10 protein-coding genes are annotated in these 14,203 nt (G+C 58.3%); 2 read left to right on the top strand and 8 right to left on the bottom strand.

Annotated features, from left to right (window positions below):
* The first annotated feature begins 107 nt into the window (after window positions 1–107).
* Together B071_RS18270 and B071_RS0105105 are read left to right on the top strand one after the other, a co-directional pair.
* Window positions 108–2,327, top strand: a complete 2,220-nt coding sequence (locus tag B071_RS18270; RefSeq protein WP_083914515.1) for a methyl-accepting chemotaxis protein — start codon at window positions 108–110, stop codon at window positions 2,325–2,327.
* 145 nt (window positions 2,328–2,472) lie between these two features.
* A complete protein-coding gene (locus B071_RS0105105; RefSeq protein ID WP_018526031.1) occupies window positions 2,473–3,261 on the top strand; it encodes an EFR1 family ferrodoxin in 789 nt (262 codons plus the stop codon).
* An 18-nt stretch (window positions 3,262–3,279) separates the two neighbouring features.
* On the opposite strand, the gene B071_RS0105100 is transcribed toward B071_RS0105105, so the two are convergent.
* The 8 genes from B071_RS0105100 to B071_RS0105065 form a co-directional block, all read right to left on the bottom strand.
* Window positions 3,280–4,278: an aldo/keto reductase gene (locus tag B071_RS0105100; RefSeq protein ID WP_026244997.1), complete on the bottom strand. Its 999-nt coding sequence runs from the start codon at window positions 4,276–4,278 to the stop codon at window positions 3,280–3,282.
* A gap of 21 nt (window positions 4,279–4,299) precedes the next feature.
* Complete coding sequence (locus B071_RS16020) at window positions 4,300–6,309, bottom strand: methyl-accepting chemotaxis protein (RefSeq protein ID WP_051075262.1); 2,010 nt, start codon at window positions 6,307–6,309, stop codon at window positions 4,300–4,302.
* 81 nt (window positions 6,310–6,390) lie between these two features.
* Entirely contained in the window at window positions 6,391–7,962 is a 1,572-nt protein-coding gene (locus B071_RS0105090) for an LpoB-related protein (RefSeq protein ID WP_018526029.1), read from the bottom strand.
* A gap of 92 nt (window positions 7,963–8,054) precedes the next feature.
* Window positions 8,055–9,587, bottom strand: coding sequence for a tripartite tricarboxylate transporter permease (locus tag B071_RS0105085; protein ID WP_018526028.1), 1,533 nt, complete (start codon window positions 9,585–9,587; stop codon window positions 8,055–8,057).
* 12 nt (window positions 9,588–9,599) lie between these two features.
* The gene (locus tag B071_RS0105080) at window positions 9,600–10,073 is read right to left on the bottom strand and encodes a tripartite tricarboxylate transporter TctB family protein (RefSeq protein ID WP_438829582.1); all 474 of its coding nucleotides are present in this window, start codon (window positions 10,071–10,073) and stop codon (window positions 9,600–9,602) included.
* Between the two features lie 116 nt (window positions 10,074–10,189).
* Window positions 10,190–11,014, bottom strand: a complete 825-nt coding sequence (locus tag B071_RS0105075) for a tripartite tricarboxylate transporter substrate binding protein (RefSeq protein ID WP_438829581.1) — start codon at window positions 11,012–11,014, stop codon at window positions 10,190–10,192.
* Window positions 11,015–11,315: 301 nt separating this feature from the next.
* A complete protein-coding gene (locus B071_RS0105070; protein ID WP_438829580.1) occupies window positions 11,316–12,173 on the bottom strand; it encodes a tripartite tricarboxylate transporter substrate binding protein in 858 nt (285 codons plus the stop codon).
* Between the two features lie 293 nt (window positions 12,174–12,466).
* The gene (locus tag B071_RS0105065; RefSeq protein ID WP_438829579.1) at window positions 12,467–13,720 is read right to left on the bottom strand and encodes a HAMP domain-containing sensor histidine kinase; all 1,254 of its coding nucleotides are present in this window, start codon (window positions 13,718–13,720) and stop codon (window positions 12,467–12,469) included.
* Between the last annotated feature and the right edge of the window lie 483 nt (window positions 13,721–14,203).

Genomic DNA, 14,203 nt, shown 5'->3' with positions numbered 1-14,203 from the left:
ATCTATCCCCTTCGGTTCCCCTGAACAAGGTAATTTCTGCAGTTTTTTCTTTCTCCCAAAGACCGAAAGCGGCACACAATACCGCAAAACTTCAGCGGGTCCGCCCTATGGTCTGGACAATCTTTCCCTCGGCGATACACTTTCTGCAGGGGCCCTCCCCGCAATACACAGACTCGCAACGAGGGCCTCGAAACCGGAAGCGAAGAGAACATGAAAACCGGACAGACAAAAGGAGTATCTCTGTGAAACTGAAACGATCGATCCCCGGCATGGTCGTGNTCTCCCTCCTGATAGGGGTGATCGCGGCTCTCCTGATCGGGCTGGTTCCGGCACGGCGGCAATTTGCCGACCAGTCCTACCGGACCTTCCCGATAATTCTGAAGGCATCCCAAGCCGATATTCAAAGCGAACTCGCCCGGGGATGGGATATTGCGCTCTCGATCTCGCGTAGCCCCTTTCTCATAGACTGGATGGAGGGAGCCGAAACGGACCAGGGCCTTGGAGAGNGCATCGAAGCCATGCTCCTGGAGGTAATGAACCGCCCGGGAGTGATGTCGGGATTCACCGCCACGGCCAGCACCGGAAATTTCCGCGTAGGCGACCGGGTTCTGAACGTTCTGGACCCCAACCGTTCCGACGACAGCTGGTTCTTTGACAGCCTCAGGGAAACCCGGGAGGTCATGCTGAATCTCGACTTCAACCCCGAGCTGGGCGAAACCCTCCTCTGGTTTAACGCGGCTGTCATCAGTGAAGGAGACCGGATCGGTATCGCCGGGATCGGTCTCTCCATCGATGAAGCCGTGGAAAGTTTCCAGAACGCTGTCCCCAGCCCCGGAAGTGTCCTCTCTCTTGTAGACACGACCGGGCGAATTCTGGTGTCCTCCGACACCACCGCATTGGACAGCTCGATCTCGGAGTACCTGCCCTCGGAAAGCCAGGTTGTTCCAGGACACCCCGGGATACACAGGTATCACTCTGCCGCTTCGGGTACCATGATCATGGCAGAGTCTGTCCTGGAGGGCACCGGCTACCGGATGATTCTGCTGGCACCGGAGGAAGAGTTCGTTCCCTCCTTTCTGGACTTTGCAGGGCTCTCGCTCCTCTTCATGATCCTCTTTGTCGTGGTTGCCTCGTGGCTCACCTACCTGCTGATTGTGGCCAGGCTTCGTGGTCTGGAAACCCTGCGGGGAATGCTCCAGGATATCGCCCAGGGCGAGGGAGACCTGACAAAGCGCCTGGTAGCGAACCGGACCGACGAGATAGGAGAGCTGGCCGAAGGNTTCAACCAGACCCTCGATACCTTCAGTCACCTGGTGGGAATTATAAAAGTTCAGGCCCACAAGCTCTCCGGTCTGGGAGGGGATCTGGCGTCGAACATGACCCAGACAGCGGCAGCCATAACCGAGGTGATCGCCACCATCCAGAGCGTCAAGAATCAGGTCCTCCGCCAGGCCGCCAGCGTGGAACAGACAAGCCAGACCACGGGGGCCATCACCAGCTCGATCGAGGATCTGAACGCCCGAATCGAGCAACAATCCAGCAACGTTACCCAGTCCTCGGCGGCGATCGAGGAGATGCTCTCCAGCATCCAGTCCGTAACGGGGACACTCGTAAAGAACAGCGCGGCCATCCAGAACCTGACCAGCCTCTCCGAACAGGGCCGCGAGGCCCTGGAAGCGATGGCCTCGGATATCAAGATCGTGGCTCTGGACTCGGACAGTCTGCTGGAGATCAGCCAAGTCATTCACGATATCGCGAGCCAGACCAACCTCCTCTCCATGAACGCCGCCATCGAGGCAGCCCACGCCGGGGAATCGGGCAAGGGTTTTGCCGTGGTAGCCGAGGAGATACGAAAACTCGCCGAAACCTCCGGTGAGGAATCAAAGAAAATTGCCGCCGTGCTTGCCAAAATCAAGACCTCCGTGGACGGCATCACCGCAGCGACCGGGGAAGTCCAGACGCAATTTGAACACATCTATTCCGAGGTAAAGACCGTGTCGCACCANGAATCGATGATAAAAAACGCCATGGAAGAGCAGAATGCCGGGAGCCAGGAGGTCTATACGGCGATCAGCGAGCTCACGGATATCACCGAGTCCGTGAAGGATCGCTCCCGGGACATGCTCCAGGGCAGCACAGAGGTTACCCGGGAAAGCAAGAACCTGAAGACCATAACCGAGGAGATCACCCACAGCATGAACGAGATGAGCCAGGGCGTTCAGGAGATCACCCAGGCCGTTTCCTTCGTGGACGAGATGACCAGGGAAAACCAGGGCAGCATCGATGCGCTCCTGGCCGAGATCGGGCGTTTCAAGATCGAGGAATAACCAGAAAAAACAGGGCCGGCCCCCCGGGCCGGTCTTCACAGAGGCCGTGATTATTGTAGACTCCAGGCGAAGGAGTCGAGAGATCAATGCCACCACACCCAGTTCGTTTGTATTCTCCCCGGAATTTTTCCAGACTGGAAGAGCCATGATCACGCTCTATTTTTCCGGGACGGGTAACTCCCGCTTTGTGGCCGAGACCTTCTCCCGACACGCCGGCGGGGCCTGCCACTCCATAGAGGAACCACTGAATTTCGCCGCCCTCCTGGCCCGGCAGGAGAGGATCTGTTTCTGCTATCCCGTCTACGGATCGTGCGTGCCCCGGATCATGCGCGACTTTGTCCTGCTCCACCGGGAGTACCTGGAGGACAAAAAACTGGTGATCCTGGCCACACAGTTTCTCTTCTCCGGCGATGGAGCCAGGGCCTTCACCGATCTGCTTCAGGCCGGACACTGCCAAGTAGTATGCGCCGATCACATTCGCATGCCCAATAATATTTGCAACTTCCCTCTTTTCCCGGTAAAGGACGCCAGCCGCTGTGCCCGGCGACTGCGGTCGGCACAGAGACAGGTGGTCCGTGCCGTGCGGTGCCTGGAGTCGGGAGTTGTTCGCAGAAGAGGGTTTTCCGCAGCATCACGCCTCCTGGGGTTTCTGACCCAGCGACTGTGGTTCCTGCGGATCGAGGATATGGCGGGCCGCGATGTCCGCGTTACCGAGGCCTGTACCAGCTGCGGCATCTGTGTGCAGACATGCCCCAGGGACAACCTCTTTCTCACCTCTGGCCCGCCAGCCCCGAACTCGTCTGCCCCTGGCTCCGTCAGGGTGGAGCAGCGGGGCCGTTGCACCCTCTGCTACCGTTGCGTAAACACCTGCCCCGAGATGGCAATTACCGTCCTGTGGCACGGCCCGGTGCGTCGGCAGTACCACGGCCCCTGAAGATGCACGCCCTGCGGGCTACCACAGATGATGGACCGCCGGTCGGATATACCGATCGTAGACCCCCTGTACAGCCTCCATCTCCTGCCCGGTAAGCGGCTCCTCCTGAACAGCCCGGACGTTCCGCTGAACCTGCTCGGGTTTCGATGCTCCGGGGATGATGCAACTGACCTGATCCCACATGAGGATCCACCTGAGTGCTGTCGCAGCGAGATCGGCGCGCCCGGGCAAAACCTTCTTGAGCTCCTCCACAGCCGTCAGGGCTGTCTCGTACGGTACTCCGCTAAAGGTCTCTCCCTTGTCAAAGGCGGCCCCATCACGATTAAAGGACCGGTGATCCTGGGGATGAAAGCTGGTTTGGATGGTGTATTTCCCTGCAAGCAGACCGCTGGCCAGGGGAACCCGCACAATTATTCCGACCTTCCTCTCCCGAGCCATCTNAAAAAACGTTTCTGCCGGTTTCTGGCGGAACATGTTGAAGATAATCTGCACCGAGGCAACGTTGGGATACAGCAGGGCCGTAACCGCCTCCTCCACCTTTTCGACGCTTACGCCCAGATGCTGAATCTTCCCTTCTCTCTGCAAATCTTCAAAGAGGCTGAAAATTTCCGGCCGGCTGTAGACCGCCGAGGGCGGACAGTGGAGCTGAACCAGATCGAGCGTCTCCAAGCCGGTGTTTCTGAGACTCGCCTCGACGTGGGACCGGAGCGCTTCGACGGTATAGTTCTCATCGGTGTGGGGCTGAACCCGTCGCCCGCACTTGGTGGCAAACCGGACCTGCTCCTGNCCCCCCCTGTTTCGCTGTCTCACCACCCGGGCTACGGCGGCCTCGCTTCTTCCATCGTCATACACATCGGCGGTATCGAGGAAGTTCACGCCCTGGTCGATCGCAGCGTTGATAATACGATCGGCTACTGCGTCATCGAAGTCCTGGCCCCAGCCACCCCCAACCTGCCACGTTCCAAGGGATATCTCCGAGACGGAATAGCCCGTTTTTCCCAGTATTCTGTACTTCATGCTCTCCATGATACACGAAGGTCAGAGATCCATCACCGCCCCTCGCTGTTCCTCGTCGGCCAGGGTGATCCCCAGAACAGCGCGGTCTGACTTCGGAGGTTCCGGGCGGGAATCCCGGGAATCATCGCGGAGCCTGAAATATGCGATGGACCGCTCCAGCGACCGGGCCTGCTCCAGGAGCTCATCCGCAGCCGTAGCAAGATTTTCAACCTGGGCTGTTTGTTCCTCGGCTGTGGCGGCGAGCTCCTCCGAGGAGGCAGCGGTCTGCTGAATGACCTCATCGAGCTGGTTCACTGCCGAGTTCACCTGCCGCGTACCGGTATTCATCTCGCGACTTGCAGCAGCAATCTCCTGAACGAGCTCGGCCGTGCGCTGGATGTTGGGCACCATCTCCTCAAGCTTGAGACCGGCCTTTTCGGCTACCTGAACCGAGCGTCCGCTCAGCTCGCTGATCTCCCGGGCGGCGGCGGCGGAGTTTTCCGCCAGCTTGCGAACCTGGGAGGCCACCACGGCAAAGCCCTTGCCGTGCTCCCCGGCCCGGGCCGCCTCAATTGCGGCGTTCAGGGAGAGCATATTTGTCTCCCGGGCAATATCCTCGATGATGCTGACCTTTTCGGCGATCTGCTTCATCGCCTCCACAGTTTCCCGCATGGCCTGGCCGCTCTCTTCGGCATTGGCCGAGGACCGCCGGGCGATCTGCTCCGTGGCCTGGGCATTGTCCGCACTTTGCTGCACACTGGCCGCCATCTCTTCCATCGAAGCCGAGACCTCTTCGGCCGATGCGGCCTGTTCGGTTGACCCTTGAGAGAGCTGCTGCGACATCTCCGATATGGCACTGGATCCCCGGGCCAGCTCCTGGCCCGAGATACTGACACTCTGACTGGTAGCAGAGAGCTCTTCCGCCCCCTGGGTTATTCCGGCCACAACATTATGGATGTTCTGCTGGATCTTCTGGAAGGCTCGGGCCAGAGCACCCAACTCGTCGCGACGGTGCAGAAAGCGCTGTTCATAGTCTGTTGTGAGGTCTCTGGTCATATCACCCACAGCGTATTCCTCGGCCTGGGCAACGTAGTCGCGCAGGACCGTCACAAAGCGCCGGGAGAAAACCAGAATTACCAGCAGGATACCACCGGCAGCAATCAAAATACTTGTTGCAATGATATACACCAACCGCACGACGGGCGCATTGATATCGCTGTGGGGCAATAAATACGCCACGGACCACCCGGAATTGCCCGGCACCGGCCGGTACACGGCCTGAAACCGCTGCCCCTGGGGAGTGGTGTAATCCCGGGTCCCCCCACGACCAGCCAGGATATCCCTGGCAATCGCGTCCATTCCCTGGTATCCCGGAGCATTGGAAATGTTGAGGTTCATCCGTATTTCCCTGCGGGAATCGCCGATAACCAGGCCGGAAGCATCCACGACTGAGCCCAGGCCGTCACGGCCGAACCGCATCTCCCCCGCCAGCTCGCTCAAACCAGTCAGCGTGACCGAAGCGGCCATGATTCCCACCAGTTGCCCCTGGGGATTTCGCACCTCGTGAGCCACAGGAGCAATGGCGTTCCCTGTGGCAGCGCTGATCACCCCACCGCTTACCGACGAGGTCTGACCCCGCTGGAAGATCGCCTGCACGTAGTCACGATGCATGACGTTTCCCGTGAGACCGCCACTGGTTATGAAATCACCCTCGAGATTTACAAAGAATATGTTCTCGTGATCGGGATGGATCTGATCGTGACGCCCCTGCAGATCCCGGGCGATCTCGTCAAAATCACCCCTTGCGATAATCACCCGCTGGCTCATGGTGCGAATGTTTTCCACATGGCCGGCCAGCCAGCGTCCTGCCTCGGCCGTTCGTGCCTCAACAATCTGCGTAGCCATCTCTTCCACCGTCTCCTGCTGGGTTCTGGCCACCTGCCAGACCATGAAAACCGAGACCAGCATCAGGAGACCAATGGAGACCCCTCCAAAAAGGGTCATAAAAAGACCCTGAAGAGACCGAAACCCCGTCATCTTTTTTGTTTTCACCCCGTTACCCTCTATGATTAATGGTAGGCAATGGCCGGGACGAATACCATGGGTTCTACACCGATAGTGTCAAGAGCTGGTTTATTCTCCTCTGCTCTCCCGGGTCTGGATAAAATAGGGCGTAACGGTGATATTGCCGAGCCGGGCGATCTCGTCTCTGGTAAGGAAGAAGACGCCGAATTCTGCCATATCGCGGCGGGAGAGCCCTTCCAGCCCGGCAAGCAGCTCGTCGTGCTCCGGGCCCAAGCCGAACTCGATGACCCCCGTATGGGGGTTCATCGATCGGGTCTCGAGCAGAATTGTCGCGATGATCCGGGGCTGGGTGAGCCAGAGGCTGTTGCTCAGGGCCCCGCGGGCATTGGTGGTTCCAAAAAAGGCGTAATAGGGCAGGTTCAGGTGCCCCAGCGTCTCTATCCTTTGGCCGTAGCCCGCCAAGCCGGTCTCCCGGGCAGGGGGAAATTCGCCGTAACGGGGAGAGAAGGTGTTACGGGTTCTGGTACTGTAGAGTTCCCACAGGAGGTCTCCCTCCCGATCTTCCAGGGAGATCTTTGCAAAGCCGAAGTAATTGTCGGTCTCTATCATGGTGTCGGTGAACCTGATCTGCAGGGAGCGGGGAAAGGCCCGGGGATCGCGTCGTCGCGCCCGACGGGTATCTCTCAGGGTCTGCAGCAGATCGCGCCTGTCGCTCTCGCTGATGTAGGCGTGGTTCTGGATAAAGTCCTCCAGGAAATCGAGGTACTCATCGCGAACAACCATCTCGGCCTGGAGCGCCAGGCCAAAATGCTCGCCGTCGCGGCTCTCTATGTGAGGTTCCCCAAGGTATTCCACCCGGTAGGCCTGGGCCTGGGAATAGGCGATGAAACTGCTGGTCAGGTTCCGGTAGCGCAGGCGCCGACGCACCTCGGCATCGGCCGCTGCAATCGCGGCGCTCCCGTCTATCCCCCCCCCGGGGGAGGGTTGCAGCTCTTCCAGCTGCTCCCGGGCCGGGGTAAAGAGTCTGTTTTCTGCCAGCAACCGCTCCAGGAGCTCCCGGGCCTCCTGGTCCTGATTCTGCTCGATCAGTTCCTCGGCCCGATAAAACCGCTCCATGGAAGTGGCGTCGGGTTCGTAGTCCCTGGCTGCAAGCTGGGAACTGCTCAAATTCACGTTGCTGAAACGCAGGAAATCGTAGAGTAACCGCTCCTGCATGGCGTATATGTTCTGGCGGGGTTCGCGCAGGTGAAAGGAGCGCAGCGTCTCCGCCGTTTCTGCGTCCAGAAGGCGGGCGTTCAGGAAGATCTGGCCCTCCTGTTCGTAATAATCACCGGAGAGGATGTAGTCGGCACTCAGCATTCTGCCCCGCTCGATAGTCTCTTCCGTGAGCCCCGAGAGGGCCGAAAATTCCTGTTCCTGCAAAACGGTGCGCACCTCCTGGCGGGAAACCACCCGGACAAAATCCAGAGCCGTCAGCTCGGAGATAAGAAAATCCGTGACCGACCGCGATAGCCAGTCGAGATCTGATTCACCACTCGAGGTGTTCTCGAAATAGTTAACAACCAGGACCCCGCTCAGGGTTGGCTCCCGGGGCTCATCCCCGGAAAAAGCTCTGTCAGGAGCGGTCTGGCAGGCAAGAAAAGAGAAACACAGCCCTGTGAAGATAAGTATCGCTTTCATAGGCAGACAATGGTACGGCATCCCCTCGGGGAACGACAAGACGCAGGTCCGCTCCCAGCCTGAAAAACCAGGGGCGGACCTGTCGAAACGGTTTATACTTCGCTCTCCTCGGTGCCCGAAAGGGGAACGGGAGGAATCAGCTTTCCTTTCTGCTCGAGCCGTTTGAACAGGACCGTCAGAGCAAGGCTCACCACGGTAAGGAGCACCAGCCCCAGGGAAAAGGGCCTCGTGAGAAAGGGCATCACGTTTCCGCCACTGGCCATCATGGCCGTCCTCAGAGACCGCTCCATGATCGGACCCAAAATGAGCCCCAGGATCATGGGCGTCAGGGGAAACCCCGTGTTGAGCAACAGATACCCCAGACCGGTAAAGACCACCATCACCCATAAATCGTTCACGCTGTACCTGATATTGTAGGTTCCGGCGATGGACATCAGGACGATCAGGGGAAGCAGAATTGTCTTGGGGATTCTCAGGGCCCACTTGAAAAAGCGGATCATCACGGTGTGCTGCAAGATGAACATGAAAATGTTGGATACAAAGAGCCCGATAAATATTGCGTACACCAGCTGAACTTCGTTGCGGAAGAGCGACGGCCCCGGGGATATACCGTGAGTGATGAGCCCCGCGAGAATTACCGCAGTCACGGTGTTCCCGGGGATTCCCAGGGTAATGGTGGGGATATAGGCGCCCCCCGAGACGGCGTTATTTGATGTCTCGGCCGCGACAATTCCATCGATGACGCCCGTTCCGAACTTCTCGGGGTGTTTCGATGCTTTTTTTGCCTGATCGTAGGCAATAAAACTGGCGATCGTGCCTCCTGCACCGGGGAGCATCCCCAGCCCCAATCCAATCAGTGACGACCGAATCGCATTCTTTGCCTGACCGAGAAGGACCTTGACCTCAAGCTTCATGGAGTCAAGTTTGGCGGAGAAGAAGGAGTATTTCTTATCCACATCGGCTGTCTGGGCAAAAACTTCTGTCATCACAAAGAGACCGATCATGGCGACCAGGAGCTCCACACCCCCGCGGAGGGCCCGAAACCCGAACGAAAAGCGTGTAACCCCCGAGAGAGGATCTCCTCCGATCGTGGCGATCATCAACCCCAGAGTTGCGCTGATCAGACCATAGATAACAGATTTCCCCGTCGTACTGGACACCACGGTCAGACCGAAGACCCCAAGCAGAAAATATTCGTAGCTCTGAAACCGCAAGGTCACGATCGAAAGAAAGGGAGCAAGAATGATCAGGGCCATCAGACTGATGAGCCCCCCCGTGAAGGACGAAGCGATGGCGTAGGTCAGCGCCTTTCCGGGATACCCCTGCTGACAGAGGGGATAACCATCAAAGGTGGTGGCGATTGACGAGGGCGTGCCGGGCATATTCAGGAGAATTGCCGGGATCTTGCCACCCGAAACACCCCCGATGTAGAGGGCCCCCAGGACCGCCATACCCACGGCCGGTTCCATCCCAAAGGTAACGGGAAGGAGCAGTATCAGAGCCAGGGTCGCCGTGAGACCCGGGATCGCTCCAAAGATCAGACCGAGAAAGGTTCCCAGGAGCAGAAGTAGCAAGACCGGCCCCTGAAAGATGATCTCGGCACCGAGCATAAGATTTCCAAACACTTCGGGCCCCCTTTAGTTTATGAATAATCCGCGCGGGAGGTAGATATTCAGAATCACACCGAACACAAGGTAGATGATTGCCGTAATTCCCGCAGAAAACAGAACAGATGTGCCGAACCGCCGTGGTGTACGTTCCCCCAGAAAGAAGATCGCCAGCACCATAAAGATGAACCCGCTCTCAAAATACCCGATCCGGCGAATAAGAAAGACGTTCAGGATCAGCAGGGAGAACATCATGGAGATCCGGAAACCGGCCCGGCGCATATCGACGAAAATCTTGAGATCGTCTCCTTCAAAGAGCCCCTTCCGGTTATCCAGTATGGACCGCCCGATACCCAGAACACCCAGGACCATCAGAAGAANGCTGATGAACCGTGAGTACTGATCGGCCCCGATCACCTGCTGAAACCCCCGGGCTACATCGAAGGATGCAAAAAAGAAGGCGCACCCGATGAGTGTCACCAGAATATTTACGGAAAGCTTCATCACAAAGTTTTTGTTCAAAGCCGCCGACGTCACTTCATTAGACATAAAAACCTCTTGCTCAGTCTCCGTCGGGCTGCGCCGTCTGGCGGCGCAGCCCGCGGACAGCCCCGGAGGGGTCAGTTCAGACCGAACTCCTCCACAAGGCCCATGATGATCTCCTCGTCGCGGTCAAAGTCCCGACGAAGCCCCTCACCATCCTCGAAACGGACAAACAGACCATTCTGTGCTGCCAGTTCCCGGAAGGTATCGCTGTTGACCACCATCCCGAAGAACTCGGCGATCTGATTCACCAGTTCAGGATCCATTCCGGGGGGGCCCCAGACACCCATGCGATGGCTTGTCTGCAGGGGGATCTCGTAACCCAGCTCACCAAAGGTGGGAACATCGGGAAGGGAGGACACCCGTTCAGCCGAAGAGACGGCCAGAATCTCGAAGTCACCCGAGAGATGATCTCCCAGAACGGTGGGAAGCTGGGTGAGACCCATCAGATCCTCACCGGCGAGAATTGCCGTGGTCATGGGACCGCCGCCACCATGGGCAACGTAGCGCAGATCATCGCGAATCCCGGCGGCCTCCAGGAGCATTTCACCCATCAGATGGGTTCCCCCACCCAAAGAGCTTCCGGCAAAGGTGGTTTCCCCGGGATTGGCCCGCACGTAGTCGATCCACTCGTCCAGATTTTCCCAGCGGCCGGGAAGGGCGAAGGCTGCCTGGGGAACCTCAAAGAGCATGGCGATAGGGGTGAACTCTTCGTGGCCCCAGTCCCGAACACCCAGCGCCTTGTGGGAGATAAAGGACGTGTGATGATGAAGCAGCAGGTACCCGTCGGGCGGGGCTGCTACCACCTCTTCCATGGCGTTTCCGGCGCTGGCACCGGCTATGTTGGTTATCACGAAGGCCTTCTCGAGCAGGTTTTCTTCACGCACAGCCCGCTCGATCATGCGAGCCGTNACATCACTCAGCCCTCCGGGTGCGTAGGGAACAACATACCGGACATCCCGGGACGGCCAGCCCGTCTCTTCCTTGGCGCCTCCTGCGAAGGCCCCCAAGGCCGGCCCAACCAAAAGAGCTGAAAGGATCAGCGCTGTCATTGTCTTCTTCATTTCGAATCCTCCTTGTGTCTGTTTCTCCTGTTTCCACTCAACCTGTCGCTCCGGAAAGCGACTCTCTCACACCATAGGCACCACACCTCCCCCAACAAGGTTATATTGATCTGCTCCTGGTCACGAACCCGGCCCCGCGCTACAGCCCGAGACGGGGAAGCGTCTCCTGGAGAAACCGCTCCTGGTTGTGCATATATTCCAGAACATCCTCCGAACTCATGTAGTGCAGGGATATCTTTCGCGACCGCGCATCCTCCTGATGCCCGGGATGCTCATAAGCCCGGAGAAAGGCATCATGAAGAGCACTGACTATGTGGGGGTGCGTCCCGGCGGGAACCGCGATGGCCCGGGCCGAACCCATCTGTACGGGATACCCCGCTTCCCTCAGCGTTGGAACCTGGGGGAACCCCTCGTGCCTGGACTCTGTAAAGAAGGCAAGAACCCGGAACTCGCCAGAGCGGACCCCCTGGACAACCTCGCTCACCTTGGCCACCGAGGCATCCACATACCCCTCATGGAGGGCACGCAACATATCGGAGGTGCCTCCAAAGGGAACGTGGGTCAGCTCGATCCCCGCCTCCTGCTCGAGCAGGGCAGCAGCGATATGGTTGGAGGCGGCGATCCCGTTGTTGGAAACGGTCATTTTCATGGGATTTGAGCGGCAGTACTCGAGCCACTCCCCCAGCGTATCCCAGGAGCTGTCGGACCGGACAACAAGAACGGCAGGATCCAGAACGTAGTTCGCCACGGGAACCACCTGCCCCACCCGATAGGAGGTCTGGCGTTGCGCCGGCAGGCTCACAAAGGTGGGCAGGTTGATAAAGCCGATGGTGTAACCATCGGGACGCGCCCGGGCCAGAGCAGCGTAGCCTACCTCCCCGTCCTTGCCCTCAACATTCCGGACCACGACGGGCTGCCCCGTCTCGCGCGACAGGTGTTCTGCGAGCACACGGGCCCCGATGTCNGTCCCCCCACCCTCCTTGAAACTGACGATCATCTCTACAGTTCGGGAAGGGTAGGCTGCCACGGAGCGCTGTTCCAGGACGCGGCGCAGGGGAAGGTAGACCAGGGGCGAGATCATCAAAAGAGTCAAGAGAACCGCCACCGTAACCCCGCCGCGCGGATGACGCACAATAACCTCCGCTTCCTTTGTGCCACACTATGTTAAGAAATCGTTAAGANGAATTCTACCACGAAGAACCTCTTCAGACAAGGAAAAAAATTATTTTCTTTCCGAGAATGGAAATAAGTACAAGAGAATTCTGGGCCCCAATAAAAGAGAGGTTTCTGTTAAGATTTTCCGGAATATTCTGAAGAGGGAAAGGCCAGGAGGAAGCACGACCCCCTGCCGGGAGCGCTGGTCAGGGAGATCTCTCCGCCGAGCTCGCGAACAATATCCTGCACGATCGTCAGCCCCAGACCGGTACCGGTCTTTTCCTTNCCCCGAACTTTCTCGACCCGGTAAAAGCGCTCAAAGACCTTCTCCTGTTCGGCTTCGGGAATACCGATTCCCGTATCCTCAACGGAGATGCGAAACGTCCCGGACAGAGCCTCGAGGCGCAGGGCAACTCTTCCCCCGGAGGGAGTGTACTTGATCCCGTTNTCCACCAGGTTCAGGAGCATCTGNCGAAACCAGTCGGGGTTTCCTGTCATCCAGACCTGTGNGAGCTCCCCTGCGAGGGACAGGTCGATCTGATTCTCCCGGGCGCGTGCCTCCATCAGGGAGATGACGTGACGAACTTCCTGATCCACGGGAAAGGTNCANCGATACGATCGGGTTTCGATGTTCTCTATTTCAGACAGGGTAAGGAGATCATTGATCAAGCGNGTGAGGCGCTTCGTCTCCAGATCGATCACCCCCAGGGCGGTGCGGCGATCNGAGGCNTTCAGGGTATCCCAGGCCTGGAGGGTCTCTACAAATCCGGCGATCAGCGTCAGGGGAGTTCGCAGCTCGTGCGTGACGTTGGCAACAAAGGTGCTCCTGATGTTTTCCAGCTTTTTTATCTCCGTGATATCCTGAACCAGCAGAAACACCCCCGTGACCTCTCTCTTCGGGGCGGGGGTTTTCATGAGAGACGTTCTGGCCCGCACGATCCGGGGNGTTTCTGCGGTTCCGGCCGCAACCTCCCTGGTAACAGCCTTCGCTCCCTCCAGAGTTTCCTTCACCAGGGCGGGAACCTCCGGTGCGCGCGAAAAAATCTCTTCCAGTTTCTCTCCGCAGGAATGTTCCCCGATCCAGGGAAAAAGCCTGCGGAACTCCCGGTTCACCAGCAGGATTTCACCCCCTCCATCCACCGCCAGGGCCCCGTCGGTCATTCCCGAGAGCATGGAGTCCAGTTCTGCGTTCTGCTGCTGCATGGTGGTTATGGTCCGCTCAAGCTGAAGGGCCATATGGTTGAACGACCGGGCCAGCACTTCCAGTTCATCGCCGGTACGTACCTCGATGTGGGTAGAGAACTCCCCCTCGGCAACATTCCGGGCAGCCTCGGTCANCTTGTTCACAGGTTCCACAATGCTGCGAATATTGGCCAGGGCCACGGCCATCGCGAGAATAAGACCAAAGAGGATCGACAACAGAACATATCCGAGCAGGACCATAATCTCTTCAAGAATATGCTCGATTGTATCGGCGAGGCGCAGCACCACCGAATGATCTCCCAGTTCCAGAGGGGGCAGGGCCAGAAACATCGTCTNCTGGTTGGTGTTCTCGTCAAAACGCTGGACTCCCCGGATCTCGTTCTTCAGGGCGTGCTGGTATTCGGGCTGGGCCGCGTGATTCTGGAAGATGATGCTGTTATCGGCGGAATCTGCCAGAACCCGACCTTCNCTGTCCAGAATCGTGACACGCACACCGGTTTGCTCGGCGTATTTCTGGCTCAGAAGGAAGAGATTCCGGGGATGGCCCGAAGAAAATTCGACCTGGAGACTCTCGGAGATCAGGTTTGCGTAGTTTACCAGGGCCAGTTCGGTGTTTCGAAGGGTATTATTGCGGATGAAGCTGAACGAGAGCCCTCCCGTGGTAAGGGT

This window comes from Alkalispirochaeta alkalica DSM 8900, assembly GCF_000373545.1.
In the GTDB taxonomy this organism is placed as follows: Bacteria; Spirochaetota; Spirochaetia; order DSM-27196; family Alkalispirochaetaceae; genus Alkalispirochaeta; species Alkalispirochaeta alkalica.
The sequence above is the reverse complement of the archived record's forward strand: the minus strand, read 5'-3'. Positions and strand labels throughout refer to the sequence as shown.